The 26,244-nt window shown below is 41.9% G+C and carries 28 protein-coding genes and 4 pseudogenes; 14 read left to right on the top strand and 18 right to left on the bottom strand.

Annotation, left to right across the window (positions count from 1 at the left end; all coding sequences use genetic code 11):
* Positions 1 to 70 precede the first annotated feature (70 nt).
* Positions 71 to 994, bottom strand: coding sequence for a serine hydrolase domain-containing protein (locus tag ACVR1I_RS00615; RefSeq protein ID WP_447442115.1), 924 nt, complete (start codon positions 992 to 994; stop codon positions 71 to 73).
* The gene (locus ACVR1I_RS00610) at positions 991 to 1,722 is read right to left on the bottom strand and encodes a CppA N-terminal domain-containing protein (RefSeq protein ID WP_447442114.1); all 732 of its coding nucleotides are present in this window, start codon (positions 1,720 to 1,722) and stop codon (positions 991 to 993) included. The genes ACVR1I_RS00615 and ACVR1I_RS00610 overlap by 4 nt, the downstream gene beginning before the upstream one ends.
* Positions 1,723 to 1,945: 223 nt before the next feature.
* On the opposite strand from ACVR1I_RS00610, the gene ACVR1I_RS00605 reads away from it, so the two are divergent.
* Positions 1,946 to 4,216, top strand: a complete 2,271-nt coding sequence (locus ACVR1I_RS00605; RefSeq protein WP_447442113.1) for a Xaa-Pro dipeptidyl-peptidase — start codon at positions 1,946 to 1,948, stop codon at positions 4,214 to 4,216.
* Between the two features lie 66 nt (positions 4,217 to 4,282).
* On the opposite strand, the gene ACVR1I_RS00600 is transcribed toward ACVR1I_RS00605, so the two are convergent.
* Both ACVR1I_RS00600 and brnQ read right to left on the bottom strand, forming a co-directional pair.
* The gene (locus ACVR1I_RS00600; protein ID WP_447442112.1) at positions 4,283 to 5,446 is read right to left on the bottom strand and encodes an SIS domain-containing protein; all 1,164 of its coding nucleotides are present in this window, start codon (positions 5,444 to 5,446) and stop codon (positions 4,283 to 4,285) included.
* Between the two features lie 143 nt (positions 5,447 to 5,589).
* Positions 5,590 to 6,918: a branched-chain amino acid transport system II carrier protein gene (gene brnQ / locus ACVR1I_RS00595; RefSeq protein ID WP_447442111.1), complete on the bottom strand. Its 1,329-nt coding sequence runs from the start codon at positions 6,916 to 6,918 to the stop codon at positions 5,590 to 5,592.
* A gap of 471 nt (positions 6,919 to 7,389) precedes the next feature.
* Between brnQ and ACVR1I_RS00590 the strand changes: the two genes are divergently transcribed.
* From ACVR1I_RS00590 to ACVR1I_RS00580, 3 genes are all read left to right on the top strand, one after another.
* A complete protein-coding gene (locus ACVR1I_RS00590; protein ID WP_447442110.1) occupies positions 7,390 to 7,689 on the top strand; it encodes a YbaB/EbfC family nucleoid-associated protein in 300 nt (99 codons plus the stop codon).
* 104 nt (positions 7,690 to 7,793) lie between these two features.
* On the top strand, positions 7,794 to 8,579 hold the full coding sequence (locus ACVR1I_RS00585) for an L-threonylcarbamoyladenylate synthase (protein WP_447442109.1): 786 nt from the start codon (positions 7,794 to 7,796) through the stop codon (positions 8,577 to 8,579).
* A 37-nt stretch (positions 8,580 to 8,616) separates the two neighbouring features.
* Positions 8,617 to 9,348 (top strand): alpha/beta fold hydrolase, encoded by a 732-nt coding sequence (locus ACVR1I_RS00580; RefSeq protein ID WP_447442108.1) that lies wholly within the window; start codon positions 8,617 to 8,619, stop codon positions 9,346 to 9,348.
* 49 nt (positions 9,349 to 9,397) lie between these two features.
* Here ACVR1I_RS00580 and ACVR1I_RS00575 read toward each other — a convergent pair whose 3' ends face one another.
* Entirely contained in the window at positions 9,398 to 9,892 is a 495-nt protein-coding gene (locus ACVR1I_RS00575; protein ID WP_447442987.1) for a DUF536 domain-containing protein, read from the bottom strand.
* A 100-nt stretch (positions 9,893 to 9,992) separates the two neighbouring features.
* Between ACVR1I_RS00575 and aao the strand changes: the two genes are divergently transcribed.
* Together aao and ACVR1I_RS00565 are read left to right on the top strand one after the other, a co-directional pair.
* Complete coding sequence (gene aao / locus ACVR1I_RS00570) at positions 9,993 to 11,168, top strand: aminoacetone oxidase (RefSeq protein WP_447442107.1); 1,176 nt, start codon at positions 9,993 to 9,995, stop codon at positions 11,166 to 11,168.
* A gap of 84 nt (positions 11,169 to 11,252) precedes the next feature.
* A complete protein-coding gene (locus tag ACVR1I_RS00565; RefSeq protein ID WP_447442106.1) occupies positions 11,253 to 11,813 on the top strand; it encodes a GNAT family N-acetyltransferase in 561 nt (186 codons plus the stop codon).
* On the opposite strand, the gene ACVR1I_RS00560 is transcribed toward ACVR1I_RS00565, so the two are convergent.
* The 4 genes and pseudogenes from ACVR1I_RS00560 to ACVR1I_RS00545 all read right to left on the bottom strand — a co-directional run bounded on the left by ACVR1I_RS00560 (position 11,782) and on the right by ACVR1I_RS00545 (position 13,473).
* Positions 11,782 to 12,531 (bottom strand): ABC transporter permease, encoded by a 750-nt coding sequence (locus tag ACVR1I_RS00560; protein WP_447442105.1) that lies wholly within the window; start codon positions 12,529 to 12,531, stop codon positions 11,782 to 11,784. The two genes, ACVR1I_RS00565 and ACVR1I_RS00560, sit on opposite strands and share 32 nt — an antisense overlap.
* Entirely contained in the window at positions 12,528 to 12,815 is a 288-nt protein-coding gene (locus tag ACVR1I_RS00555; RefSeq protein WP_447442986.1) for an AAA family ATPase, read from the bottom strand. The genes ACVR1I_RS00560 and ACVR1I_RS00555 overlap by 4 nt, the downstream gene beginning before the upstream one ends.
* Positions 12,816 to 12,827: 12 nt before the next feature.
* Positions 12,828 to 13,252: pseudogene (locus tag ACVR1I_RS00550) on the bottom strand (ATP-binding cassette domain-containing protein); the annotation flags it as partial.
* Positions 13,249 to 13,473: an AbrB/MazE/SpoVT family DNA-binding domain-containing protein gene (locus tag ACVR1I_RS00545; RefSeq protein WP_307121572.1), complete on the bottom strand. Its 225-nt coding sequence runs from the start codon at positions 13,471 to 13,473 to the stop codon at positions 13,249 to 13,251. The gene ACVR1I_RS00545 and the pseudogene ACVR1I_RS00550, both read right to left, overlap by 4 nt.
* A 94-nt stretch (positions 13,474 to 13,567) precedes the next feature.
* On the opposite strand from ACVR1I_RS00545, the pseudogene ACVR1I_RS00540 reads away from it, so the two are divergent.
* The 8 genes and pseudogenes from ACVR1I_RS00540 to ACVR1I_RS00505 all read left to right on the top strand — a co-directional run.
* A pseudogene (locus tag ACVR1I_RS00540) lies at positions 13,568 to 13,807 on the top strand (type IV secretory system conjugative DNA transfer family protein); the annotation flags it as partial.
* A gap of 54 nt (positions 13,808 to 13,861) precedes the next feature.
* Positions 13,862 to 14,746: pseudogene (locus ACVR1I_RS00535) on the top strand (recombinase family protein); the annotation flags it as partial.
* Between the two features lie 104 nt (positions 14,747 to 14,850).
* Positions 14,851 to 15,384, top strand: coding sequence for a DUF7010 family protein (locus ACVR1I_RS00530; protein WP_447442104.1), 534 nt, complete (start codon positions 14,851 to 14,853; stop codon positions 15,382 to 15,384).
* Positions 15,385 to 15,434: 50 nt separating this feature from the next.
* Complete coding sequence (locus ACVR1I_RS00525) at positions 15,435 to 15,776, top strand: hypothetical protein (protein WP_447442103.1); 342 nt, start codon at positions 15,435 to 15,437, stop codon at positions 15,774 to 15,776.
* A complete protein-coding gene (locus ACVR1I_RS00520) occupies positions 15,736 to 15,900 on the top strand; it encodes a transposon-encoded TnpW family protein (protein ID WP_018165299.1) in 165 nt (54 codons plus the stop codon). The genes ACVR1I_RS00525 and ACVR1I_RS00520 overlap by 41 nt, the downstream gene beginning before the upstream one ends.
* A 43-nt stretch (positions 15,901 to 15,943) precedes the next feature.
* Positions 15,944 to 16,180 (top strand): annotated as a pseudogene (locus tag ACVR1I_RS00515) (GNAT family N-acetyltransferase); the annotation flags it as partial.
* Between the two features lie 81 nt (positions 16,181 to 16,261).
* Positions 16,262 to 16,960 carry an ABC transporter ATP-binding protein gene (locus tag ACVR1I_RS00510; RefSeq protein WP_447442102.1) on the top strand — a complete coding sequence of 233 codons (699 nt, stop codon included), beginning with the start codon at positions 16,262 to 16,264 and terminating at the stop codon, positions 16,958 to 16,960.
* Between the two features lie 10 nt (positions 16,961 to 16,970).
* Positions 16,971 to 18,581, top strand: coding sequence for a hypothetical protein (locus tag ACVR1I_RS00505; protein WP_447442101.1), 1,611 nt, complete (start codon positions 16,971 to 16,973; stop codon positions 18,579 to 18,581).
* Between the two features lie 43 nt (positions 18,582 to 18,624).
* Here ACVR1I_RS00505 and ACVR1I_RS00500 read toward each other — a convergent pair whose 3' ends face one another.
* The 9 genes from ACVR1I_RS00500 to ACVR1I_RS00460 all read right to left on the bottom strand — a co-directional run bounded on the left by ACVR1I_RS00500 (position 18,625) and on the right by ACVR1I_RS00460 (position 26,158).
* Positions 18,625 to 20,289 (bottom strand): ATP-binding protein, encoded by a 1,665-nt coding sequence (locus tag ACVR1I_RS00500; RefSeq protein ID WP_447442100.1) that lies wholly within the window; start codon positions 20,287 to 20,289, stop codon positions 18,625 to 18,627.
* Complete coding sequence (locus tag ACVR1I_RS00495; protein ID WP_447442099.1) at positions 20,282 to 20,959, bottom strand: winged helix-turn-helix domain-containing protein; 678 nt, start codon at positions 20,957 to 20,959, stop codon at positions 20,282 to 20,284. Before ACVR1I_RS00495 ends, ACVR1I_RS00500 begins: the two co-directional genes overlap by 8 nt.
* The gene (gene phoU / locus ACVR1I_RS00490) at positions 20,956 to 21,609 is read right to left on the bottom strand and encodes a phosphate signaling complex protein PhoU (RefSeq protein ID WP_447442098.1); all 654 of its coding nucleotides are present in this window, start codon (positions 21,607 to 21,609) and stop codon (positions 20,956 to 20,958) included. Before phoU ends, ACVR1I_RS00495 begins: the two co-directional genes overlap by 4 nt.
* A complete protein-coding gene (pstB, locus tag ACVR1I_RS00485; protein ID WP_447442097.1) occupies positions 21,609 to 22,358 on the bottom strand; it encodes a phosphate ABC transporter ATP-binding protein PstB in 750 nt (249 codons plus the stop codon). Before pstB ends, phoU begins: the two co-directional genes overlap by 1 nt.
* Positions 22,351 to 23,229 (bottom strand): phosphate ABC transporter permease PstA, encoded by an 879-nt coding sequence (gene pstA, locus ACVR1I_RS00480; protein WP_447442096.1) that lies wholly within the window; start codon positions 23,227 to 23,229, stop codon positions 22,351 to 22,353. The genes pstB and pstA overlap by 8 nt, the downstream gene beginning before the upstream one ends.
* Position 23,230: 1 nt before the next feature.
* Positions 23,231 to 24,076, bottom strand: a complete 846-nt coding sequence (gene pstC / locus ACVR1I_RS00475; protein ID WP_447442095.1) for a phosphate ABC transporter permease subunit PstC — start codon at positions 24,074 to 24,076, stop codon at positions 23,231 to 23,233.
* Between the two features lie 10 nt (positions 24,077 to 24,086).
* Positions 24,087 to 24,965 carry a substrate-binding domain-containing protein gene (locus tag ACVR1I_RS00470; protein ID WP_447442094.1) on the bottom strand — a complete coding sequence of 293 codons (879 nt, stop codon included), beginning with the start codon at positions 24,963 to 24,965 and terminating at the stop codon, positions 24,087 to 24,089.
* A 178-nt stretch (positions 24,966 to 25,143) separates the two neighbouring features.
* A complete protein-coding gene (locus ACVR1I_RS00465; protein ID WP_447442093.1) occupies positions 25,144 to 25,470 on the bottom strand; it encodes a branched-chain amino acid transport AzlD family protein in 327 nt (108 codons plus the stop codon).
* Complete coding sequence (locus tag ACVR1I_RS00460; protein WP_447442092.1) at positions 25,460 to 26,158, bottom strand: AzlC family ABC transporter permease; 699 nt, start codon at positions 26,156 to 26,158, stop codon at positions 25,460 to 25,462. The genes ACVR1I_RS00465 and ACVR1I_RS00460 overlap by 11 nt, the downstream gene beginning before the upstream one ends.
* Positions 26,159 to 26,244: the final 86 nt, after the last annotated feature.

Below are 26,244 nucleotides of genomic sequence, written 5' to 3'. Positions count from 1 at the left end.
ACCAAGGGACTTGCCTTGGTTTAGTCTCATAGCTATTGGGTTAAGAGAAAATCGTATTAGGATAGTATACCTATAAATTTTCTTTGATAACATCTCGCAGTTGCCTGCGTTTTTCAATCCATAAGGGCCGGTCATCATAGAGGTAGGTCCGATTGGTCAAGAAAATAGCAGCCACTTGTCGCTTGCGATTGAGCATAATAAATGGACCTGTGTAACCAGTATGATCCAGCCATTCCTCATCATCAAGATTCCACACAATCGAACGTGGTTTGGAGTGACTCAGGTTCTCCGTCACTGTTTCTGCAAAATCATCTTGCAAATAGTGCTGGACAAACTTTTCTAAATCAGAAAGAGTTGAAAACAACCCCGCAGACCCACAATGTCCTTCTAAGACCTTGGCCTTGGGGTCATGTACGACTCCATCACCAATTCCCTTGACGGTCGGCACTGCTTCAGAAACAGGCCCAAAGGAGGTCTCGGACATTTTCCAAGGCAGAAAGACTTGTTCCCTTAAAATCTGATCCAAGGTCTTCCCATACACCTCTTCCAACAAGAATCCCAATAAAATCAAGTTAATATCTGTGTAGCAAAACTCAGTATCATCTGTCACTGAGATAGCCAAAATGGCCTCTTTCAACTCATCTTGATTGAGGGCATCTCGGTTCGGAATATAGGGATCAATGCCTGATGTATGGGTGACCAACTGTCGAATCGTTACACTCTGATTTTGAAAAGCAGGATAGTAAAAGTGGAGCGTCTCATCTAAATCTATTCGTCCTTCTTGAATCAAGAAAATGAGAACAGTTCCTACTCCAACCACTTTCGAGACAGAGGCAATATCATAGATTAAGCCAGGCTTTGTTTGCCATTTTTCTGTATACCGGCCTAGATAATGCTCTTGCCACTGTCCATCTTGGTAAAGTGCTAAACTTGCTCCGAGATACAGATTTTCTGCTATCTGCTCCTCTATCTTTTTGAAAATGGCTTGGTTCATTTTTCAACCCAAACATCAATGTGGCTTGGATCGGATGTCTGAAGAAAACGACCCTTTTTATCCATAAAGCAATCACTCGTCAGGCTATTTTTTACCTTCTCTAAATCCGTTTCTTCTGTCACAATCAAGCGCAGACTCTCCAAGTCCCACGTTTCCTCGGCTGGAACAATTAAATCTTCTCCTTCTGCTTGCGAAAAGCTGAGACAATGGTTTGACCCTAGGAGATTTTCATAAAAAGCCTGACTAGCTGATGGATGTGGGGTGCGAATCGCAATGTCTTCCACTACAAAGGAACTGAGCCCATTAATATCCGAACGATCCGTAAAGTTAGCTTCTTCCATTTCAGTTAATTCTAGGACACTAGCTTCAGAATGAAGCAAATAAGCATCTCCCTCAGGAGAAATGGCTTCAAAGGCATAGCCTCTATTTCCCTTATAAAGATGACTGAATGGAGCTCCATGAGCCAAGAGGGTTTCAATCTCCGCTGGATCGGCCACCCGAATCGTAATCCGTTGTAATTTTTTTACTCCTTTAACAGCCCGCGTTCGTGCGCTCGGTGACTCCACTAAGACAAGCTGACATTCCTTTTGTTCATGGCCTGCAAATTCTGCAAAAGCAGATTCTTCCAAGATTGTTTTCATTCCAAGACTTTGTTCCAAAAAATCTTGATTCACTTTTCGATTGTTAATCCGTATTGCGGGAACAATCCTTTTTACCGTCACTGTCATTATTTTCTCCTTCAATACAATACCTTTCTATTTTAAAGAAAAAAGCAAATTTTGACAAATGTTTGTGTGCAGTTTCGTCACTTTTCTTTCACTTCTCTCATGCCTTGTAAACCAGTCTTCAAAATCAAAGAAGAACGGCACTATTTCGAGCTAGTTTTAGACAAAGGAAGGCTCTTTCGTTATAATGGAAACTAGTAGAACTTATTAGAAATGGGGAGAAAAGATGCGTTTTAATCAATTTTCTTATATCCAAACAGACACAAGTACCCAATTAGCTGAATTGCAAAAACTCGGTTTTGCTTTGTCACTTGACAAATCTGACAAGGAGAATCTCGAAATCTTTCTCCGTCGCTATTTCTTCTTAACAGAAGACATCGATTTCGCTCTTTCCAACTGGATTGCTGACGAAACAACAGATTTGCAAACATTTTTCACATCGGATGCCCCTTTGTCCGCCGACATTTTTTACACCGCCGCCCTTCAATTATTAGGATTTGTTCCCTTTGTAGATTACCAAGATTTGAAGAGCTTTCTTGCGGACACCCAATTTCCCATCACCTTTGAAAATGCCATTGACAACCTCTATCAGCTCTTAAATACCCGTACCAAATCTGGCAATCTTCTGGTAGAAGAGCTTATCAGCACAGGATTGCTCCCTGAAATAAATGACTATGTCTTCTTTAATGGAAAAACTCTCGCAACCTTTTCACACCATGATGTCATTCGTGAAGTGGTCTATGTCCAAACCCCCGTTGACACAACAAAGTCTGGAAAAACTGATCTAGTCAAGGTCTCCATCCTACGTCCCAACACAATGCATACCGTGCCAGCCATCATCACCAACAGCCCCTACCATCAAGGAACAAACGACAAGGCTAGCGATGCTGCTCTTCACAAGATGGAAGGAACACTCCAGCAAAAAGAAACAGGTCGGGTTGTCCTTAATACCCCCTATCTTCCAACAGATCAAGCAACAACTAGTGATGCACCCATTTCTGAAGCTACCGAAACCTTGGGCGCCATTGACTCTTATAGTCTAAATGACTATTTCCTAGCTAGAGGCTTTGCCAGTATCCATGTTTCAGGTGTTGGAACGCTGGGCTCTACTGGCTATATGACCTCCGGAGACTACCAACAAGTTTATGCCTTTAAAGCCGTTATTGATTGGTTAAACGACCGTGCGACTGCCTATACCAACCACCAACAAACCCACCAAGTCAAAGCTACTTGGTCTAACGGAAAAGTCGCTACAACTGGCTTGTCCTATCTGGGTACTATGTCAAACGCTCTTGCTACAACAGGTGTTGATGGTCTAGAAGTTGTCATTGCAGAAGCCGGTATTTCATCCTGGTATGATTACTACCGCGAAAATGGATTGGTAACCAGCCCGGGTGGCTATCCAGGTGAAGACTTAGATAGCCTGACAGCTCTGACCTATTCTAAGAATTTACAAGCCGGTGACCGCCTGCGCAACAATGGCTACTACCAAAAGGCTCTTAAAAAAGAAACGGAAGCCCTAGACCGGACAAGTGGCGATTACAATCAATACTGGCAGGACCGCAATTACCTCTTACACGCTGACAAGGTTACCTGCGAGGTCGTCTTTACCCACGGTCTGCAAGATTGGAATGTGCGGCCAATACATGTCTGGAATATGTTCCACGCTCTGCCAGATACCGTCAAGAAACACCTCTTCTTACACCACGGTGCCCACGTCTATATGAACAGTTGGCAATCGATTGATTTCCGGGAGTGCATAAATGCCCTTCTCACCCAAAAATTACTTGGCCAAGACAACCACTACCAATTGCCGACCGTCATTTGGCAGGACAACCAAACCGATCAAACTTGGAAAGTATTGAATGATTTTGGAGCAAAAAAACAACAAACCTTCCCGCTTGGTACTGATATCCAAACCATTGAACAAGCCTACTCTCAAGAAGACTTTGATCGCTACTGCAAATCCTTTGCAGTCTTCCATCAGGACCTCTTTGCCGACAAGGCCAATCAGATTACCATTGATATCCCACTAGAAGAAGACGTCCCCCTCAACGGCCGTGTCACCCTAAAACTAAAAGTGAAATCCAGCATTGCAAAGGGCTTTCTTTCTGCACGGCTTCTTGATTTCGGACAAGACAAGCGCCACAGCCACATGCCTTCTATACTTGGTCGTTCTGTACTTGGCAATGGTCGTTTCAATTTAAGAGATGGTCTCTTTGAACTGCCTTTTGCAAACTCCCCACACCGCCAAGTGACCCAAGGTTTCCTGAATTTACAAAACCGCTCTGATCTTTTGACCATCGAAGAAGTGCCAGCTGATCAATGGATAGAATTCTCTTGGGAGCTGCAGCCAAGTATCTACACCTTCAAAAAAGGGACAACCCTACGGGTCATCCTCTACACGACTGATTTTGAAATCACCATCCGCGACAACAGCGACTGGACAACCTCCATCGACCTTGCCGCATCAACGATTATCCTCCCTGTTGAATAAACCAAAACATGCAAAAAACCAGCCTATTTTGAGTAGGCTGGTTTTGATGTAAGAAGAGTCCTATTTTTATAAGGGATAGATGGTCACACCTTGGACAACACGGTTGACTGTTCCCGTTGGAGATGGTGTGTCTGGCAAGTTTTTGCATTTGAGCGCTGTCATGATGGCAAAGGTTTGCCCAAAGAGAATATACGGGAAGGTCAAGAAAACATCTGGTAAGTCTTTGCCACCTTCTGCCAAAACAAAAGTTGGTGCTTGGGTGTTCTCAATTTCTGTTGCACTGAGTGCCACAATGCGACGAGCAATGCCATCATTGTGTACTTCATTGAGCAAGTCAACATCATACTGTTTGGTGTAGGCATCGTTTGATGTGAATTCCACAACAATGGTGTCCTCGTTGATCAAGGATTTTGGCCCATGGCGGAAGCCAACTGGTGTTTCATACATGGTTGCAATTTGACCAGCTGTCAATTCTAAAATCTTGAGCTGGGCTTCGTGTGCCAAGCCATAGAAACCACCTGCTCCGAGATAAATCACCCGTTCAAAGTCCAAATCCACCAATTCTTGCACGTAGTCTTCTCGATCCAAAACATCTTGGCCAAGACGCACAATGGTTTCTACATGGCGTTTTTTATCTTCTTCTGAAAGTGTTGAAAAGACAAGGACAGCCGTTAAGGACATACAAGTGTAGCTACCAGTCATGGCAAAACCTTTGTCGTTTGACCCTGCTGGTTGCAAGAGAAGAAGATTGGTCTCATCATTTTCTGCTGCGACAGCCAATTTTCCTTCTGGTGCACAAGTAATGGTTACTTGGTACAAGTTGTTCACCAATTTTTTAGCATTTTCAACAGCTGCCAAGCTCTCAGGTGAGTTTCCACTACGGGCAAAGGATACCAAAATCGTTGGGATATCAGCCTGCAAATAGTCATGCGGACGCGCAACTAACTCAATAGTACCAACGGTTGAAAAACGAATTTTGTTCAAATCATTGACCTGATTCAAATGGTTGGCAATGCTTTGCCCCACAAAATCGGACGTTCCCGCTCCTGCAAAAATAACCTGAACTTGCTCATGTTTGTCCTGAATGTTGGCTAAAAATGCTTTTATTTCTTCGCGCTTTGCCACATACAAATCATAAGCTTCCTGCCATAGACCGGGTTGTTGGTAAATTTCTGGAGCTGTTATCGCCGCGCCCAATTTAGTGAGCTCTTCTTTTGGTAGATGGTACATCTGTTCCTCCTTGTCAAACTGGTTATAACCAGTTTTTTCTTTTATTATACCGCTTTCCATTTTAGAAGTCAACAGAAAATAGGTTAATATATTAAAGCTATAGACACAAAAAAGTCCCTCTATACTAAATAGAGGGAATCTGTTTAATTTGTTTTCTTTGAAAAGAGAATGCCAAGTACCAGACCTAGGAGTGCTGGCAAAATCCAGTCCATACCAATAGCTGAAAATGGCAAAATTTCTCGAGCAAAGGATACAAATTGCGCAATGGCTGGTGTTTTTGCCCAAGGCGAGTTCGCTAAACCATCCACAACAGCTGGAATCAGGGTCAAATAAAGGGTCCAGCGGTAAATCGTCACATTGCCCTTCACCCATTTTTCCAATAGCGCTAAAATAACAAGGGCAATCGCAAGAGGGTAGACAAACATCAAGACAGGAATGGAATAGCTAATGATATTGGTTAAGCCAACATTGGCAAAAATCATCGGGAAAATCGTTGAAATAGCCAAGAATGTTTGATATGAAACAGATGGGAACATCTCTGTGAAGGTTTCTGAAAAAGCTGTCAAGAGTCCAACGGTTGTCTTCAAACAGCCAAAGAAAACAATCAAGGCCAACAATCCAAAACCTACTGTTCCTAGATAATGGTTGGCAATCTGAGCAAGTGCAATGCCCCCATTTTCAGATAATGCAAAGTGACTGAGACTGGTCACACCAGCATAAGCCAAAAGTGCATAAATGACACCCATCAAGACCATACTGATAGAACCGGCTTTAATCATATCCGTCGCAGTTTGTCCAGGTTCTTTTACCCCAAGATTTTTTAAAGCAGTAATGACCACAATCGCAAAGGCAAGAGATGCTAACACATCAAGTGTATTGTAGCCCTCCAAAACACCTGTTGCAAAAGCATTTGACTGATAGGCTGTCTGAACGGTTGCACCAGTAGTCCCCCCCATCGGGCTTACCACAACTAAAGCGAGTAAGATGCCCAATACCAAGAGGAAAACTGGGTTTAAAAATTTACCAACATAATCTAGAATCTTAGTGGACTTACGAGACATCAACCAAGCTAGAGTAAAGAAAAATACAGAATAGAGTACTAAGGCCAGTTTGTTATCTGCTCCAACAAAAGGCGTCAAACCAATTTCAAAGGAGGTACTAGCCAAGCGCGGAATGGCAAAGAAGGGACCAATCACTAGGTACAAAAGAACTGTGAAAAAGAGGCCAAACCGATGCCCTACTCGTGAGGACAACTCATAGACACTCTTACTACGGGTAAAGGCCATCCCAACAATAGCTAGAAAAGGCAAACCAATCGCAGATACTAAAAAACCAAGGACAGCAAACCAAACATTTTCACCGGCTTTTTGTCCCATATTAACAGGGAAAATTAAGTTCCCAGCTCCAAACATCATCCCAAATAGCATAGAGCTGATATAAAGGTAATCTTTTTTCGTTAGTGTTTTTTTCATCATTTATCTCCTTTTTATTGTTGAACACTCACTATTTTATTTTCGCAGCAAATCCCTACTTTCCTATCTAGAAAAAAACACCTGTTCCCTATCAGAACAGGTGCCTGGATGAGTTCCCATTCTGTGATCAGACACGAATAGGACTTTATACAAATCTGTATAAGCCCTTATCTCTGAATGACCACAATTTCCACATATTGATATGCTCGCATGAAACTCAACCTTTTTTCCACTGATTTTCAATAAGTATAACGTAAAATAGCGTTTATAGCAATCGCTTTGTTTAACTTTCTAGTAACTTTCTTATTTTCCAAAAAAGCAAAAAATGGTACAATAAAAGAGGTTGTTCTTTTCAGTAACAAAACCATGCGCCTTTGCTTGTGAAAATTTTTAACAATCAGGCAAAATAAGGCAACGAAAATTTAACAAGAGGGTCTAACCCCTTGGTACGAAAGGAATCTAGAAAATCTTATGATGAATATGCAAAATATGATGCGCCAAGCCCAAAAACTGCAAAAACAAATGGAAAAAAGTCAAAAAGAATTAGCCGCAACATCCTTTACCGGCGTTTCAGCCCAAGACTTGGTGACGGTCACCTTTACCGGAGACAAGAAATTGACAGCTATTGATTTCAAACCTGAAGTGGTCGATGCAGATGATCTTGAAACCCTGCAAGACATGACCATTCAAGCTGTCAACGACGCCCTTGAAAAAATCGACGCAGAGACACAAAAATCACTCGGTGCCTTTGCTGGAAAATTGCCATTTTAACGAAAACGCCCTTGGCGTTTTTCTTTTTTCTTTCAACAAGGGTTGTTTTTTCTAAAAATTCTGATATAATCGAATTATCTGAAAATTCTACCAAGGAGACCCTTATGACAAAACACATTCAATGGACGGGTGAACTTTCCCAAGAAGGTTATAACATTATTAAAGGCGAGGGCGGCGTGATTGTCTGCCCAACCAAGGTTGGCTACATCATTATGACGGCTGATAAAAAAGGATTGGAACGTAAATTCGATGCCAAAGAACGCAAGCGCAACAAACCAGGCGTTGTCCTCTGTGGCAGCATGGAAGAATTGCGGGAATTGGCTCAAATGACACCGGAAATCGATGCCTTTTACCAAAAACACTGGGACGAAGATATCTTGTTGGGTTGCATTCTACCATGGAAACCAGAAGCCTTTGACAAACTAAAAGCCTATGGCGATGGTCGGGAAGAGTTGATGACAGATGTTCGTGGGACTTCATGTTTTGTCATCAAGTTTGGTGTGGCTGGTGAGCAAATTGCCAAGGAAATGTGGGAAAAAGAAGGCCGCATGGTTTACGCTTCTTCTGCCAACCCATCTGGCAAAGGCAACCGCGGAAGGGTCGAAGGAATTGGTGAACGCATCGAATCTAAGGTTGACTTGGTGATCGAAGCTGACGATTATGTGGCTTCTATCCAACCAGACAAAACCATCGAAACCCGCTACGAGCAAGGGGTTATGGTCTCAATGGTCGATGCTGATGGGAAACTCATTCCAGAACAAGGAACAGACAGCCGCTCTATCGAACCCTGCCCTGTTGTCATCCGCAAGGGCTTAGACATTGACAAGATCATGATGCACCTCTCAGACCATTTTAATTCTTGGAACTACCGCCAAGGAGAATACTATTAAAAAGACGCCAACAGGCGTTTTTTGCTATAATGAAGATATGATACCAACTTATTTTATCGGTGGTTTGGGAAGTAATCCCTACCACGCTATGGACTTAATCGAAAATCTCCCCTTTCCAGTAACGGTCCTGGACCTACCTGGACACGGCCAGGCATACCAGACCCATCTCTCGGACTTGGAGCAACTCCATTCTTGGTTTGAGAGCAAGGTTCCTACAAACGAACCCTTTGTCCTAATTGGGCATTCTTTAGGAGGTATGCTGGCATCTTATTTAACTGCTCATTACAAAACTGCCCGCCAGCTCGTTTTGCTCGATGGGGGCTACTTCCAGTTGGACCAGCTGGTCAGCCTCCAAGAGGAATGGGAGGGAACGAAAGCCTACTTGGAAGGGCAGGTTTTCCAAGACCCCGATCAGTTTCTTGCCCAAGAAAAAGCGGGAGCAAGCTATTGGTCTTCTCATCTGGAGATCGCTGCACTGAGCAACTACCAGCAAGAAGAAGACGGCCTCTGGCACTTGAGGCTCAATCCAACTGCCTTAAAAGACTTGCTACTCCTGCAGCGTCTTTGTCAAGGCTCCCTATCACAGGTCACTTGTCCCGTTCTCCTGCTACCTCAAACCTTGGATTGTCCAAGCTGGAAGGAAGAAATGCTGGACTCACTGCCCGACAGTATCTCTATCAAGAAGATTGCAGGTGTCGGCCACAGCCCACATACAGATAAGCCAACAGCTGTCGCTCAGGCCATCGTCGACTTTTTGGGCTGGATCTAAGACCTAACTGCACCTAGCCCAAGCAAAAAGCCCGAATCTCTTCGGGCTTTTATTTTCCAAATAAGCGGGCAAAGAAACCTTTGTTCTGTGTTTCTTCAACTTCTGCCTTGGCTTGGTCCAATTCCAATTTCAAGGTTTCCTTGTCGGCCATGGCTTTCAAGGTCAATTGTTGTTGCTGGTCCAGCTGCTTGTCTTTTTCGGAGATTTGCACATCCTTGACCCGCAACTGCTCATCCTTTTCAGCCAATTGCTTGTCTTTGGCCTTGAGTTGGTCATAGAGACGCAGGATTTCTGCATTTTTCTCATCGACCAAGATCTCCATGAGTTCACGTTGTTTGACTTCTTCACTGATTGGCTCGTCTTCAAAAATCGTTGTTTTGTAGATTTCTTCCAACTTCACCAAACCAGCACGATTGACAACGGTCACGCCTTTTTCATTCTTCTCAACAAACTCTTCAGGAAGCGACTTGACCCGATTGTTCATGGCCTGGCGGCTCACTCCTAAAATCTCAGCAAGTTCGCTGACTGTTTTTTCAATTCCCATAATGTCCTCAATTACCTGATTTCTCAATGTTTCTATCATTAAAATCTTACCACAACCCCCTATAACTGTCAAATTTGTGGTAATGTGGTAAAATGAAGCCATGAATAAATTCGATACAATTGTAATTGGAGCTGGTCCGGCTGGTATGATGGCAGCTATCTCCTCGGCTTTTTACGGAAACCAAACCCTTCTATTGGAAAAGAACAAACGATTGGGGAAAAAGTTGGCTGGAACTGGCGGAGGTCGTTGCAACGTGACCAACAATGGGACCTTGGACGATTTGATGGAAGGCATTCCTGGAAATGGACGCTTTTTGTACAGTGTTTTTTCCCAATTTGACAACCATGACATCATGAATTTTTTCCAAGAAAATGGGGTCAAACTAAAGGTCGAAGACCACGGACGTGTTTTTCCAACGACGGACCGTTCCCAGACTATTATCAAGGCCTTAGAAATGAAACTGCTGGAATTAAATGTGGACATTCGAACTGGAACAGAAGTGGTCTCTGTCAAAAAAAGTAACGGTCTCTTTCAGGTTAAAACAGCAGATGACACCTTTAGCTGTGACAAGCTGATTGTCACAACAGGTGGGAAGACCTATCCTTCCACAGGATCAACGGGCTTTGGGCACGATATTGCCCGGCATTTTAAAATGGAAGTCACCCCGATTGAGTCAGCAGAAAGTCCAATTTTAACGGACTTCCCTCACAAGTCCTTACAAGGGATTTCGCTGGATGATGTGACCCTTTCTTATGGCAAACACATCATTACCCACGATCTTATCTTTACTCACTTTGGCCTATCAGGCCCTGCAGCCCTGCGCCTATCTAGCTTTGTGTCTGGCGGAGAAACTGCAGAGCTGGACTTCTTGCCCCAGATGACCAAGGAAGACATCTTGGCTCATTTTGAGGAGCACCGCGACAAGTCTGTCAAGAATGCCCTCAAAATCCTTGTTCCTGAACGGGTCGCTGATTTCTTGGCTGGGGATTTGCCAGAGAAAGTCAAGCAGCTCCACCCATCTCAGACAACAGCTCTACTAGAAAAACTCAAGGCCCTACCCATCCCCATTACGGGAAAAATGTCCCTGGCCAAATCTTTTGTGACAAAGGGCGGCGTTGACCTTAAAGGCATCAATCCCAAAACCCTGGAAAGCAAAACCGTTCCAGGCCTGCACTTTGCTGGCGAAGTCTTGGATATCAACGCCCATACCGGTGGATTTAACATCACCTACTGCTTGGCAACCGGCTGGGTGGCAGGTAGCTTTCATTACGATTAGAATCACGTGATCAAGCCAAATCAGGCTTGATCTTTTTAGAATATATGGTACAGTAATATCAACCAAAAATAAGGAGAGTTCTTAATGGCTATCAATGAGTATATGCAAGAAATCGGCGAAAGCCTTCCTGATTACCAACCTGGTTTGCAACCAAATATAAATGAATTGGATGGAAAAACAGTTCGTATCGAAAAACTCTCTAAAAAGCATGTCGAAGATCTGTATCAAGCATATGGCCCAACTTCTCATCATAAAAATTGGACCTACCTTCCTCTCAATCGTTTTGAAGACGAAAACTCTTTTGCCACTTATATCGAAGGGATCAGTCACTCTACTGATCCCTATTACCTTGCCATTATCGATAAGACAAGTAATAAAGCTGTTGGTACATTTGCTTTATTACGGACACAACCACAGCATCGCGTCATTGAGATAGGGTGGGTAATATTTTCTGAAACCCTCCAAAAAACAAGACAAGGAACAGAGGCCCATTTCCTCATCATGCGCTACGTATTTGAAACCCTGTGTTATCGTCGTTACGAATGGATTAACCTTATAGGGACAGAGAAAATAATAAAAACTTGGAAAGGAGGTATGAATTTGGTATTTATTTTTATGCTTTTTCGCCATTCATTTTGCGGTTAAAAATTATAATAGCGAAAATAAAAATGACTATGGTATATCCTATTACGACAAGCAAATGAGGAAGAAGATTATTGAAATTACCGCTTAAACTTATCCTTATTGCTTCAACACTATGATAAAACGGTAAAATATTAGTTATTGTTTTGAAAGCACCGCCTATCAAATCAATTGGAATAAAAACTCCAGATAGCCATCCTGCAACATTAGTCAACAATGCACCACAAACTCCACTAACTGCTTTATCATTCAGAATACTACCGAAAAACAAACCTGTACCAACAAATAATAATGAAGTTAAAGCGGTCATAATAATCGCAAAAAGAATATTGATATTTATATCAAGTCCCAAAAATCCTGCTACTAATAGGGTTATTGTAGCTTGTACGATTGTCATAACTATCATAGGTAAAGTATAACCTAAAATGAAATCAGTCGCAGTCATAGGAGATGTAAATAAACGCATTAGGAAAGAAGAGGTACGGTCTTTTGATAACAACATACCTGCAAATAACGCCATAAATACACTACCGAACATTGTCAAGCCCGGTGCGAGATTATTTATTTGAAACATCGTGTTTTTTGCTTCGGGCGGAATAGCAGAATTGATAATAGATAACAAGGCTAACAAAACAAGTGGAAAGCCAAGACCAAAAAAAAGATTGATAGGGTCACGCAAAATCTCTTTTATATTACGCTTTGCAAATAGAAACATTCTCATAATATACCTCCTGAAAGCATAACAAAGGCATCTTCTAATTTAGAAGTACCCGTTTGTGTAGTTAATTCTGGTACTGTACCTACTGCTGTTAATTGTCCCTTTGCCATTATTCCCACTCGATCGGATAAATTTTCGACCTCATCCATATAATGAGTTGTAAGAATTATTGTAACTTTTCCTTTTAATGATTTGATGGAAGACCATAGTTCACGACGAGCCAAGACATCAAGTCCTAAAGTCGGTTCGTCTAAAAATAAAATTTGAGGTTCTGAAATCAGAGCCATAGCAATAGAAAGGCGGCGTTGCATTCCACCAGACAAATTTTTGGCTTTCTTACTCAATTCATTTTCCAAACCAAATTTTTGTGCCATTTCATGAGCTTTTTTTTCGCTGTTTTACTATTTTGTCCATATATTCCCGCGACAAATTCTAAATTCTCTAAAACAGATAGGTTTGCAGCTACTGCCGTTTCCTGTGGTGAAATATTGGTTTTTTCTTTTATCGCATTGGGATTTGAGATAATGCTGTCGTTAAGAAGCAAAGCATCACCACTTGTGGGTTCTATCAAACAAGATAACATTTTTATCGTTGTGGTTTTTCCTGCACCATTTACACCAAGTAATGCAAACAACTCGCCTTGTTCAATTGACAAATTAAGATTATTTACGGAAACTACACTTCCGTATTTTTTTGTAAGTTCTTTAATGATTATTGAATTCATTCTTTGTCCTCCTTTTCTGCATTTTGATTAAAAACTGTATCCATCAAATGTGAGAACATATTTTTAGGGGGAATGGCTATACCTTTATTTACATCTGCTAGAACAATTAAAGTATCGCCGGGCTTAATGTTGAAAACATCACGAGCCTCTTTAGGTATAACAAATTGCCCTTTTTCTCCTACCTTAACAGTCCAAGCGTATTTCCCTTCTGGGTGTTTCATATTACTACCTCCCACCATTAGTATGATTTGTATAACATAAACCACTTTTCATGTCAAATGGTTGCGTCAATAAATAAGAAAAGGTACTTGACAAAACGCTTCCTGGGGAAATAAGAAAGATATTGAGCCATACATGGATGAAAAGTTTCAAAACAATATCTTGCTTACCCAGACAGAACGCCTAACTATGAATGGTAGACCGGCTAATCCAAAGTATGCTCGTAACAAGAATGTACTTGTAATCGATGGATCAGGAAGTGGTAAGACAAGATTTTATGTCAAACCTAACCTTATGCAGATTCACTCGTCATATTGCGTAACTGATCCGAAAGGATTAACCTCTTAGGGACAGAGAAAATAATAAAAACTTGGAAAGGAGGTAATTCTCATGTCAAATACGAAAAGAATAGGACAAACAGCCCTTTATGAGCGTTTAAGTCGTGATGATGAAATGCAAGGAGAAAGCAATTCCATCACAAATCAAAAGCAATTACTTGAAAGCTATGCAAAAAGAAACGGCTTTGTAAATATCTATCACTATACAGATGATGGAGTAAGCGGAACAACCTTTGATAGAGAGGGATTTCAAAAGATGATAAAAGCAGTAGAAGAAAACAAAGTATCTACTGTGATAGTAAAAGATATGAGTAGATTTGGCAGAGATTACCTCAAAGTAGGCTTTTACACCGAAATACTCTTCAAAGAAAAGGGAGTAAGGTTTATTGCCATCAATAACGGAATAGACAGTGAGAAACAAGCAGAAAGCGACTTTACCCCATTTCTAAACATTATGAACGAATGGTATGCAAGAGATACCTCAAGGAAAATACAATCTATCTTTAGAGCAAGAATGGAAGAGGGTAAAAGAGTATCACCAAGCGTTCCATACGGCTATTTTAGAAACCCTAAGAATAAACAGGAGCTACTTGTCGATAAAGAGAGTGCAAAGGTCGTAAAACGCATTTATAGGCTTGTAATAGAGGGATATGGAGTAACACAGATAGCAGATATACTAACCAAAGATAAAGTCCTTATCCCATCAGCCTATGCAGAAATACATTACCCCGAAAATAACCATAGCTCCAAGAAAAGAGGAATAGAAGACCCGTATTTTTGGACACCAACCACAGTAAGCTATATCTTAGAAAAGCAAGAATATATGGGACATACTGTACTTGGTAAAACAATATGCCTTGATTATAAGACCAAGAAACGAAGAAAGGCGAAAGAAGATGAACTCATTATATTCAAAAATACCCATGAAGCAATCATGGTATAATATTGTTGATTATTGAGATAGAAAAATTTGAATTTGCGATTGTACTGTGAAAAATTTAATTATATAATAAATTATCATAACTTTATTGGAGGAAATATATGAATTTAGAAGAATTGAGAAATGATTGTGCAATAAAGCAGAAAAAAGGTTTACATATTATTCTTGCTTCAGTGGTAATATGGATTGCTGTTTTGTGTGTACATCTTACTAATTTACCAATACTTACAAAAAATTTATTGACATTTTGCTGTACGGCGCCATTGATGCCCTTATCATTTTTAATTTCAAAAATTATTAAAGTTGATTTTCAAAATAAAAGTAATCCATTAAATAAATTGGGATTATTGTTTTCAGCAAATCAAATGTTATACTTACTGATTGCAATGTGGGTATATCCAACTGTTCCAGAAAAAATGTTAATGGTGATTTCAATGATTTTTGGAGCACACCTTATGCCTTATAGCTGGTTATATAAATCAAAAAGTTATTTCATTCTTTCCATCATAATACCAATTGTTTCTCTAGTAATTGGATTAAAATTTGATACATATGTACTTGCAATTACTATGATTGTTTTCGAAGTTTTATTTAGCCTTTTGCTGATAAATGAAGTAAAAAGCTTAGGAAAATAAATATTTTGACAAGGGTTTCTTATTAAATATATTAAGTAAAGGAAAAACAAATGAACGATAAAGCCAAATCAAAGTATTTAATAAGGACTTTGGAATTATTTCTAGTGTTGTTGTTATTTAGAATTATAGAATATTTTGTTATTAAAACAGATAGAAGCTTTTTAGCGGAAAATTTCATACATAAAGTTATTGGAATAATAATACTTTTCTTGTTTTTAAGAAAAACAAATAAATCCCAGTTTGTCGAAGTAAAACAATTAAATACAAGCAATGATATAACAACTTACGAAACAGTAAATCAAAAAAGGTTTACTGTTTTTTCTTTGTCTAAGAAAGCGGAAAGGAGAACACATGGAAGAAGAAAAAAGAGAAATAAAAGCACCACCACATAAACAGTTAATAATGGATATTGGGAAGACAAAATATACTGTAAACCTACATTTCAAGCAAGGTACAGGCGAAACATACAAGGATAAAATACTAAGGCTAATCAAGAGAGAAACAGAGAAGATATAAATTTATCAAAAAAATTTTGTTTATGTCCTTAACAAATCTTCCCAAATGGAAATGTGACCATCTAAACTTAGCCTCTCGCCAAGCAGCTTTGCGCTTAGGGTTCCAATTCGAGGGAACCTTTAGACAAGCAATTGTCTATCATCAACGCAATAGAGATACAGATTGGTTCTCTATTCTTGATAAGGAGTGGCTTACTATAAAAGACAAATTGCAAAAATGGCTCCAGGATGATAATTTCTCACCAACTGGAATACAGAAAAGACCGCTTTCTTCTTTTTAAAATCAAGTCAAATCTGGCTTGATTTTTTTGGGTTTTTATTGTATGATAACACTAAGACAAAAAAACAAATAGGAGGGCTGTATGAAACTGAAAATCGACACCATTTCCAAAGCGTTTGATAAAAAAGTCATCTTTGACCAGGCTAGTTTTTCCTTTGAAAAAGGGAAGATTTATGGCCTACTTGGGCGAAATGGAGCGGGGAAAACCACTCTTTTCAACGCCATTGCCAAAAATCTCCAACTGGATGCTGGCCGTATTTCGCTTGTAGAAGAAGAGGTGGCAAGAGACTACCGCAATACTGAAATCGGCTTTACACAGACCTCGCCTCAACTGCCTGCTTTTATGACAGCCTTTGAGTTTATCCGTTTTTACATGGACGTCCACAAGGAGCAGATTGTCTCCCCACGAACACCTCAAGACTGGCTCACCTTAATTGGAATTGCCCCCGATGATCAGCACCGCCTGCTCAAGGACTATTCCCATGGCATGCAAAACAAGGTCCAGATGCTCCTATCCTTGATTGTGCAGCCACCTGTCCTGCTCTTAGATGAGCCCTTGACATCTTTTGATCCTGTTGCCGCCCACGAATTCAAGCAATTGATCCGCGAAGCCAAAAAAGATTCCATCATTATCTTTTCAACCCATATTTTACAATTGGCCCAGGACTTGTGTGATGAGATTGTTCTCTTGCACCACCACCAATTGCAGGGCATTTCGTCAGAACGCCTGCACGATGCTGATTTCGAGCAAGAAATTGTCAGCTTGCTAGCTGATAACTAAGAGGTGGCCTATGAAACAATGGTGGAACTACACACGAATTCAGGAATTTTACCAAGCCCATAAGCAGTTAAATGGCCTCTTTTATTACCTAAGACGGATTCCTTTGATCGGAAAAGCTATACCAGAGAGGATTTACAGTGCCTACGATGTCAAATCCATCTTCTTTATCCTCTATACCATCTTCTTTTTTCCGTTTAGATTTCTGATGAAGGGTCTATGGCTGGGACTCTATGTCGTCATTGCCAGGGTCGCAACCAATCTGCTGGCCAACAAAGAGCTCTTTGCTCCTTTTGCTCATCAGGAAGAATTGGGCCTACTTCTTTGGTTGATTATAGTGGCATGGTCTGTGCATTTTCTCTCTCATTTTGGCTACCATATTGACAAAGCAGAGCGGGACTTTATCCAGTACTTTACCCTGTCACGGACAGAATTTTTAGAGACCAAACTCTATGCTACTCCGATTGTCCAATCCCTTTATTACCTACCGCCCCTCCTTCTTCTTAGTTTTCTTTCCAAAAATCCTTGGATTCTAATAGTGGGAATTATCGCCCTGTTAGCCAGTCGTTTTACGGCTGCCAGTCTGACCCGCTACCTCTATGAGAAACAGTGGCCCAAGAAACGGGTGGAGGGACTCGTTTGGATCAACCTAATCGGAAGCATACTCCTTCTGCCAGCAGTCGTTTTTGTAAACCAGTGGGTCCGAACACCTCTTCTCATCGGGATTTGTCTCCTGCAGGGCGTGCTCCTAGTGATGAGCCTAATCTATCTAAGATCCTACAAAAACAAGGAAACATTTTATGCCTTTTCGATGGAAAAATCATCTGAGACCGACCAAGTCGTTGAAGGCATCAAATCTGGCAGTGAATACACTCGTCAGGGCGTGGATATGCAGAAAAAACTAACCTTGGACGACCAAAAAGACCTATCCCATCTGACTGGCATGGCCTATCTCAACGCCCTCTTGTTCCAACGTTACCGCAGTATCCTCTGGAAACGCCAACGCAATTGGTTGATTGGCTTTGCCGTAGCCAGTCTGGTTGGTCTTGGAGGTAGTTTCTATTACAAAGAATTTCTACCAGAAAAGCTATTGATGGACTTGCTGCCACTGACCTTTACGCTCATGTACTTTTGTTCCATGGGGCGTCCCATTGCACAGATGGTTTTTGTCAACTGTGACATCGCTATGCTGCACTATCCTTTTTATCGGGAGCCCAGAACCATCTTAGACGGCTTTCGTTTCCGCTTCTTTAAGACCTTCCAGTACAATCTGAGCTTGGCGGCCGCGATCTTTTTCATGTGCTGGATTTGGGGTGGATTTGCCTATTCTTGGCAGTTCCTACTCTTATTTGCCCTCTTACTGGTTAGTCTCACAGCCCTCTTTTCCTTCCATGACCTCTTTATCTACTACCTCTTGCAACCCTTTACCAAGGATATGGAAGTGGTCAATCCCATTTATAGGTTCCTTAGCGGAGCTCTCTACTGGGTAGCCTACCTCAATCTTCAAATGAATCTGAGCGGCCCCATCTATCTTCTGAGCGTTTCACTGGTGCTCCTTGCTTATGTTGCAATCGGTTATCTCATTCTCTTGAAAAAAGCTCCCAAAACCTTTGTCTTAAAGTAAAAAACAAATCCCTTAGAAACACTATTCTAAGGGATTTTTACGATTATGTATTTTCTACTACTGGGAACTGGACCGTCACGGTCGTTCCTTTTCCAAGCTCGCTATCTAAGGTCAGGCTAGCCTGATGGCGTTTAAGGGCGTGTTTGACAATGGACAAGCCAAGACCTGTTCCGCCAACTTTTTTAGAACGGCTCTTGTCAATCCTGTAAAAGCGCTCAAAAATTCGCTCTTCTTCCTCTTTTGGAATGCCGATTCCCGTATCGCTGACTTGGAGGGTTATGCCACTATCTGTTGGTTCAACCCGTACGATGACCTCGCCACCTTCCTTGTTGTAGGTAATGGCATTGTCACAGAGATTAAAAATCACAGAAGATAAGAGGGAGGGATTGCCAATATAAGGGGCAGATTGGCCTTCCAAATGCAAGCTTACCTGCTTATTGCTAGCTTTGCTGGCCAGGCTATCTAAACTCTCTTGGGCCAATTGATACAAGTCGATTTCTTGCTGATCCAGTTGTGGTTTTTCATCTAACTGAGAGAGGTTAATGACATCTTCGACCAATTTGACCATGCGCTTGGATTCTTGGTAAATCTTACCCGCAAATTGCCGCATATCACTCTCTGAAACCATGTCGCTCTGCATCATCTCAGAATAGCCCGAAATAATGTGAAGAGGCGTTTTGAGTTCGTGGGAGACATTGGCTGTAAACTCTCGACGAAGTTGTTCTGTTTGCAGCTGCTCTGTAATGTCAAATAAGAGCACCACCAAGCCTGTTACCCGCTCCTCGGCCAGAATCGGACGAATCAAGACCTTGTAATGCTGGCTTTCCACATGTAAGATGCCTTCACATTTCTCACCTTTTAAGCCTTGCTCCAGCAGTTCATGGAGTTGCACATCGCGAACGACTTCCAAGATGTCTTTCCCAAGTGGTGATTCGCTCACTTGAAAGAGTTGCTGGGCCGCATGGTTCATACTGATAATCTGCAGCTGGTCATCTAACAAGAGCATGCCTTCTTTGATTTTCGAAATGATGGTATCAAACTGATTTTTCTTCTCTGTCAGCAATTGTTCTTGGCTGGTCAATTCTCGTTGCTGTTTGTCAATCCGTCGCAACAAAGGTGAAATTTCTTCATAGGCGGCATTTTCAAGCGGCGCATCCAAATTGAGATGGTTGAGTGGAAGGACGATGCGTTTGGCTGTGTAACGGGCCACCCAAATCGAAATAAAGATGGCTACCAAGACAATGAAAACCACTGGGTAAATCATGCCCAACAAGAGAAGCAAAATACTTTCTTGGGTCACCGATAAGCGGACAACTGTCCCATTATTGAGGCGTTGCGCGACATAGAGAGAGGTTTGGGTCAAAGTAGACGAATACCGCCGACTCTCTCCATATCCTGTTTCAAGAGCTTGCTGAATCTCTTTTCGACCGCCATGGTTTTCCATCGTTGTTGGATCATTTTTTGTATCGTAAAGAACGACTCCCTCATTGTCCACCCATGTAATGCGGACATTATTGGTTTTGAGGCCGTCAAAGTAATCCTTCCCTTCAAAACCGACCCCTTGAGCAGCCAGGGCTGTTTGCGTCTGCAACTGCTCCAATTGGATGTCCGTAAAATACCGATACAAGGCGCCAATAATCAAAATCAATGTTGTCAAGAGGACAAGCAAATTGGCCAGAAGCGTTGAGTGAAAAATTTTTTTAATCACGATTGTCCTCCATTCGGTAGCCCACACCTCGAACGGTCTTGATGTAGCTACCGCAGTCTCCTATTTTGGTTCGTAAGGTCCCAATGTGGACATCAACCGTCCTGGTTTCCCCAAAGAATTGCTCACCCCAAACCCGATCCAAGAGTTCTTGTCTGGTAAAGACCCGATTCGGATTGAGCATCAAGAGGGACAAGAGTTCAAATTCTTTCAAGGTTAAGAGCACCTTTTCTTCGCGGTTGCGCACAATATGGCTCTGTGGCTCCAGCGTTAGGTCTCCAAAGCGAACCTTGTTTTTCTCATCATTGGAACGGGCCCGACGCAAAACGGCTTTGATCCGCGAAATCATTTCCATCATGCCAAAAGGCTTGACCAAATAATCATCTGCTCCCAAATCCAATCCTTTTACTTTATCGTATTCGGTCCCTTTGGCAGTGGCCATGATAATCGGAATAGAAGACGTTCGACTGTCCTCACGCAAACGCGTCAAGAGACTGACGCCGTCTTCACCTGGCAGCACCACATCTAAAATAATCAATTCAACTGGTGCATCAAAAACTACCTGCCAGAACCCTTCTGCATCCGCAAATCCTTTTGCTTCAAAACCCGTATTCCGTAAGGTATAGAGCATCAATTCTCTGATATCGTCGTCATCTTCTACACAATAAATCATGCTTGTTCTCCATCTAATTGACCTGTCATAGAATAAATAACCCACTTGGCAATATTAACCGTATGATCCCCGATTCGCTCCAAATATTTTGCAACCATCAAGAGATCAATGATGTGTTCCACATCTTCCATCTGGTGGCTGAAATAACGAATCAATTCTTCTTTTATTGTATCAAAATGTTGGTCAACAATGTCATCTTTTTTCACAACTTCATAGGCCAAAACTTCATTTTCCTGCACAAAGGCATCGATGCTCTCTGTTACCATTTTGATGACAACACCGGCCATTTCCCGAAGAAATTCCAAGGCAAAGCTATCCTGCAGGTTTTGATTGGCAATGATGTCTGCCACTTCTGCAGATTGAGCACCGATTCGCTTCATATCGTAGACCATTTTTAAGGCTGAAGAAATGCGGCGCAGGTCTTTGGCAACCGGTTGTTGCCGCAGGAGCAATTTCAAACACTGCTCTTCAATATCTCGCTCCATCTGCTCAATTTTCTGATGGGTTTCACTGACATTTTCGACAAAATCCACTGTCCCTGCATCCAAAGAACGCAAGGAGCTAGCAATAATGTCTTCGCACAAAGCGCCCATGATAATTAAGTTGTTGTTTAAAGACTGCAATTGTTGTTGAAAGGTGGTCCGTATCATTATCCAAATCTCCCTGTAATGTAGTTTTCTGTCCGTTCATCTTGGGGCATTGAGAAGAGCTGGCTGGTTTTGTTGTACTCCACGACCTCTCCCAGCAAGAAAAAGGCTGTCTTGTCTGAGATCCGCACCGCTTGTTGCATGTTGTGGGTGACAATGACAATGGTGTACTTGTCCTTTAATTCCATCACCAATTCTTCAATTTTTGCAGTTGAGATGGGGTCCAAGGCACTGGTGGGTTCATCCATCAAGAGGACATCCGGCTCAATAGCCAAGGCACGTGCAATACAAAGACGTTGTTGTTGCCCGCCCGACATGCCAAGAGCAGATTTGTGAAGACGGTCCTTGACCTCATCCCAAATCGCCGCTTGCTTAAGGGAACGTTCCACAATCTCATCCAACTGCGCCTTGTTGTGAATCCCATGGGTCCTCGGTCCAAAGGCAATGTTGTCATAAATGCTCATCGGAAAAGGATTGGGCTTTTGAAAGACCATTCCGACCTTCTTGCGTAAGAGGTTGATGTCCATATCCCGGTAAACATCTTCTGCATCCAATTCTACATCGCCTGTAATCCGGCAATTTTTGACCAGGTCATTCATCCGGTTTAAACTTTTTAAGAGGGTTGATTTCCCACAACCCGAAGGGCCAATAAAGGCGGTAATTTCTTTTTCTTTAATGTCTAAATTGATGTTCTTCAAGGCGTGGAAATCGCCATAATACAAATCTAAATCTTTAATGACTAATTTACTCATTGGTTGGTACACTTCCTAATCGTTTCGCAATCCATTCTGACAAAAGGTTAATGACAATCACCAAGACCAAGAGGACAACAGCTGTCGCATAGGTTTGGTTGATATAGAGCCCCTCTCCAGAAATAACATACATGTGAACAGCCAGCGTTCTAGAAGAACGAAAGACCGTTTTAGCAACTTCTGCAACTGTTCCTGCTGTGAAAATCAGAGCTGCGGATTCTCCGACAATCCGCCCAATGGCTAAAATCACCCCAGAAAAAATCCCAGGCATAGCACTTGGCAAAACAATCCGGCCAATTGTCCGTAATTTCCCAGCTCCAAGAGCAAAAGCGCCTTCTCGGTAACTATCTGGAACGGACAAGAGGGCTTCTTCTGTCGTCCGCATAATCAGAGGCAAAATCATAATACTCAAGGTAATGGCACCAGATAACAAGGACATGCCCAGACCCGCAAACTTCACAAAGAAGAGGGAGCCAAACAAACCGTAAATGATGGATGGAATCCCTGATAAGGTCTCTGTCGCAATACGAATGACCTTGACAAAAGGATTGTCTCGTCTCGCATATTCCGTCAAATAAATAGAAGCCCCAATTCCAATCGGTACCGCAATCGCCAAGGATAAGACGGTCATAAAAAGAGTGTTGATAAAGGCGGGCAGCAAGGACACATTTTCAGAGTTGTAAACCCAGGCAAATAAGTCTGGTTTCAAATGTGGTATTCCCTTGATTAAGATATAACCAATAATAAAGAGAATCCCAATAAAGGTTAAAAAGGCTGCGCCATTGCTAATCAGATATAAGAGCAAAGAAACGGTGTCTCGTTTTCGAGCCTGCCACTCCTGTTTAAAGGTGCGTTTGTTGATCTGTTCCATACTAATCCTCTTTGTTTAACAGTGAGAAACTCAAATTGATAATCAGGATAAAGACAAATAATACAACTGCCGTCCCAATCAAGGCTGCCCGGTGCAGGCCACTAGAGTAACCCATTTCCATTACGATATTGGTCGTCAAGGTCCGTACACCCGAAGTCAAGGAATCTGGAAGAACCGCTTGGTTCCCAGCCACCATCATAACCGCCATGGTTTCTCCAATGGCCCGGCCAATCCCTAAGATGACACCGGCTAAGATGCCTCGTTTGGCTGCCGGAACTACCGCAAAAAAGACACTGCGTTCATGCGAAGCTCCTAAGGCCAACCCCCCTTCATAATAAGAAGAAGGAACGGCACGCAATGAACTTTCAGAGACACTGATAATCGTTGGTAAAATCATCAAGCCCAAGAGAATAGAAGCTGTCAAAACACCCATTCCAAACCCACCAAAATGACTCCTTACAAAGGGAACCAAGACCACCAAACCAAAGAAACCAAAGACAACAGATGGGATGCCCGCCATCAAATTAATGGTCGCTTTTAGCGGTCCATAGATTTTCTCAGGGCAAAAATGGGTCATAAAAATAGCTGTTAGAATCCCTGTTGGTACGCCGACAATCAAGGCTCCAATCGTAACATAGATGGAGCCTACAATCATGGGCAAAATTCCAAAGAGTTTATTGTCTGGCCTCCACACTGTTCCAAATAAAAAATTGATTAATCCAATCTCTTGGATGGCTGGTAAGCCATAGGAAAAGAGGAAAATACAGATCAATAAGACCGACATAATAGAAATGCAGGCAGTAAGGAAAAATACTGCTTGCATGACTTTTTCTTTCAACTGATTCATCTAAGACTCCTTAGTCTGAAAGGCCATCCCAACTGGTTGTTTCACCAGTGTAGATTGCCTTGACTTGGTCGCTGGACAATTCTTCAACCTTATTTTCTTTGTTGGCAATGACAGCGATACCGTCGATGGCAATCACTGTTGGCGATACACCTTGTTGGATTTCTTCATCTTCCAATTCACGGGAAGCCATACCGATGTCAGCCGTTCCGTCAATGGCATTTGTGATACCCGTTGACGAATCACTTTGTTGGATTTCCACTTCCACTTTTGAGTTAATTTTGCTGTAGCTCTCTTTTAATTTTTCCATAACCGGTGTCACAGAACTGGAGCCCGAAATCACGACTTTACCCGAATCAGCTGTTGCAGTATAAGCACCCTTGGTTTCAACAGCGATATAGCCTGTTTCTTCAACGACAGCCTGCCCTTCATCACTTAGGACAAAGTTCATGAAATCTTGCGCTGCATCACTTAATTTCTCTTTGGTCACAATGTTAAAAGGACGTGAAATTTTGTAACTACCATCTTTAATGCCATCGACACTTGCCTCAGCACCATCAATTTTCATGGCTTTTACGCTCTCATCCAAGGATCCCATGGATACATAACCAATGGCATTGGCATCACCCGCTACCGTTGTCAGCATGACAGCTGTTGAGTTGGTAATCATCGCCTTGTCACTTGTCATATCGACTTTTTCGCCGGCATCATTTTTCTCTAAAACGCCAAACAACTCGACAAAGGCACCGCGTGTCCCTGAGCCATCTTCACGAGAGACCACATTGATGGTTTGGGAGGATGAGCCGCCTCCAGCCTGCCCACAAGCCGTAAGGAAAGTAATGCTCGCAAGACCAACTAGAGATAGCTTGGTTAAGATTGATTGTTTTTTCATGATGAACTCCTAAATTCTTAATTACTTTACGAACACCATTCTACACACCAAACATCAAATCCACTCCCTTAGTTTTGTAAAGTTTTTGTAAAATCCCCATGAGGCAATGGAAAGAATTGTGTAAAATCACCCCTCTATCCTTTAACAATAAAAAAACCAGGAAAGATCCTGGTTTCTCTTAAAAAGCAAGTCTAATAACAGCCATACAGATTATCCCTGTCAAAACAGCATATAAGAGATTTTTAGACTTATAGGCGATGTAAAGAGTGGGAATCGCTGCCAAAAATTCCAAAGTCTGTAAACGTGGTACTCTTCCCACTTCTTCCTGAAAAAGACTCGAAACGGTCAAGGCAAATAAAATCGACAATGGCAGGTAGCGTAAAAATTGAACGACTTTTGATGGTAGCCCCTTGTACTTGACCAGTATAAAAGGAGCCACGCGTGGAATCCAAGACACCAAAAAGCCCAACAAAATCACTGTTACCACAAAATGACTAGTGTTCATCAATCCATACCCCCGTTGCACACCCCATCAAGGTCGCTAATAAAACTGCCAATGACTCCGATACTATTATAGACAAGGCTAGGAAACTGATGCCTACCACTAGCAAAATCCAAACAATTTTTTTGACTTTTTCCGTCAATAACATGGCATCCAATTGGCTCACCAAGAGACCGATAAACATGGCCACCAAGGCAAAATCCAAACCAAAGGTCTCCGGATTTGGAATGGCATTTCCCAATAGACAACCCACAACCGTCGAAGAAACCCAAGCTGCATAACTCAACACATTATTCCCATGCATCCAGGAAGCCGAAATACGGTCATTGTGCACCTGTTCTCCCAACAAGACCCCATAACTTTCGTCCGTCATCAAGCTAGCAATCCCCATATTATGCCAAAAACTTGTTTCTGTAAAAATAGTTGTTGCATGCAAGGTCATGAGCATGTTGCGTAAATTGACTAAAAAAATCGTTACGAGAATGGTCACCATATCTGCACCTGCTACAAGCAGTGCACACATAGCAAATTGAGCAGATCCACCATACACCAAAAGGGACAAGAGCAAGACTTCTACAGCTGACAGACCCGCATTGGCCGCAACCACCCCAAAGGCTAGACCAATCGATATATAGCCTAAAGCCGTAGGCATGGCATCTCTCATACCATCTATAAATCCTTTTTCTTTCATGCTTTCTCCTAAATTCTGAATATTCTAACAGTATAACATAAAAAATGTTTTTGAACAATTTCAAAAACATTTTCCTTCTATTTAAT

This window comes from Streptococcus cameli (assembly GCF_053207365.1).
This window is presented reverse-complemented; position numbering and strand designations above follow the sequence as displayed.

Coding starts and splice junctions, on each gene's coding strand:
- ACVR1I_RS00615 (WP_447442115.1), bottom strand. CDS start 994: ATGAACCAAGCCATTTTCAAAAAGATAGAGGAGCAGATAGCAGAAAAT.
- ACVR1I_RS00610 (WP_447442114.1), bottom strand. CDS start 1,722: ATGACAGTGACGGTAAAAAGGATTGTTCCCGCAATACGGATTAACAAT.
- ACVR1I_RS00605 (WP_447442113.1), top strand. CDS start 1,946: ATGCGTTTTAATCAATTTTCTTATATCCAAACAGACACAAGTACCCAA.
- ACVR1I_RS00600 (WP_447442112.1), bottom strand. CDS start 5,446: ATGTACCATCTACCAAAAGAAGAGCTCACTAAATTGGGCGCGGCGATA.
- brnQ (WP_447442111.1), bottom strand. CDS start 6,918: ATGAAAAAAACACTAACGAAAAAAGATTACCTTTATATCAGCTCTATG.
- ACVR1I_RS00590 (WP_447442110.1), top strand. CDS start 7,390: ATGATGAATATGCAAAATATGATGCGCCAAGCCCAAAAACTGCAAAAA.
- ACVR1I_RS00585 (WP_447442109.1), top strand. CDS start 7,794: ATGACAAAACACATTCAATGGACGGGTGAACTTTCCCAAGAAGGTTAT.
- ACVR1I_RS00580 (WP_447442108.1), top strand. CDS start 8,617: ATGATACCAACTTATTTTATCGGTGGTTTGGGAAGTAATCCCTACCAC.
- ACVR1I_RS00575 (WP_447442987.1), bottom strand. CDS start 9,892: ATGGGAATTGAAAAAACAGTCAGCGAACTTGCTGAGATTTTAGGAGTG.
- aao (WP_447442107.1), top strand. CDS start 9,993: ATGAATAAATTCGATACAATTGTAATTGGAGCTGGTCCGGCTGGTATG.
- ACVR1I_RS00565 (WP_447442106.1), top strand. CDS start 11,253: ATGGCTATCAATGAGTATATGCAAGAAATCGGCGAAAGCCTTCCTGAT.
- ACVR1I_RS00560 (WP_447442105.1), bottom strand. CDS start 12,531: ATGAGAATGTTTCTATTTGCAAAGCGTAATATAAAAGAGATTTTGCGT.
- ACVR1I_RS00555 (WP_447442986.1), bottom strand. CDS start 12,815: ATGGCTCTGATTTCAGAACCTCAAATTTTATTTTTAGACGAACCGACT.
- ACVR1I_RS00545 (WP_307121572.1), bottom strand. CDS start 13,473: ATGAAACACCCAGAAGGGAAATACGCTTGGACTGTTAAGGTAGGAGAA.
- ACVR1I_RS00530 (WP_447442104.1), top strand. CDS start 14,851: ATGAATTTAGAAGAATTGAGAAATGATTGTGCAATAAAGCAGAAAAAA.
- ACVR1I_RS00525 (WP_447442103.1), top strand. CDS start 15,435: ATGAACGATAAAGCCAAATCAAAGTATTTAATAAGGACTTTGGAATTA.
- ACVR1I_RS00520 (WP_018165299.1), top strand. CDS start 15,736: ATGGAAGAAGAAAAAAGAGAAATAAAAGCACCACCACATAAACAGTTA.
- ACVR1I_RS00510 (WP_447442102.1), top strand. CDS start 16,262: ATGAAACTGAAAATCGACACCATTTCCAAAGCGTTTGATAAAAAAGTC.
- ACVR1I_RS00505 (WP_447442101.1), top strand. CDS start 16,971: ATGAAACAATGGTGGAACTACACACGAATTCAGGAATTTTACCAAGCC.
- ACVR1I_RS00495 (WP_447442099.1), bottom strand. CDS start 20,959: ATGATTTATTGTGTAGAAGATGACGACGATATCAGAGAATTGATGCTC.
- phoU (WP_447442098.1), bottom strand. CDS start 21,609: ATGATACGGACCACCTTTCAACAACAATTGCAGTCTTTAAACAACAAC.
- pstB (WP_447442097.1), bottom strand. CDS start 22,358: ATGAGTAAATTAGTCATTAAAGATTTAGATTTGTATTATGGCGATTTC.
- pstA (WP_447442096.1), bottom strand. CDS start 23,229: ATGGAACAGATCAACAAACGCACCTTTAAACAGGAGTGGCAGGCTCGA.
- pstC (WP_447442095.1), bottom strand. CDS start 24,076: ATGAATCAGTTGAAAGAAAAAGTCATGCAAGCAGTATTTTTCCTTACT.
- ACVR1I_RS00470 (WP_447442094.1), bottom strand. CDS start 24,965: ATGAAAAAACAATCAATCTTAACCAAGCTATCTCTAGTTGGTCTTGCG.
- ACVR1I_RS00465 (WP_447442093.1), bottom strand. CDS start 25,470: ATGAACACTAGTCATTTTGTGGTAACAGTGATTTTGTTGGGCTTTTTG.
- ACVR1I_RS00460 (WP_447442092.1), bottom strand. CDS start 26,158: ATGAAAGAAAAAGGATTTATAGATGGTATGAGAGATGCCATGCCTACG.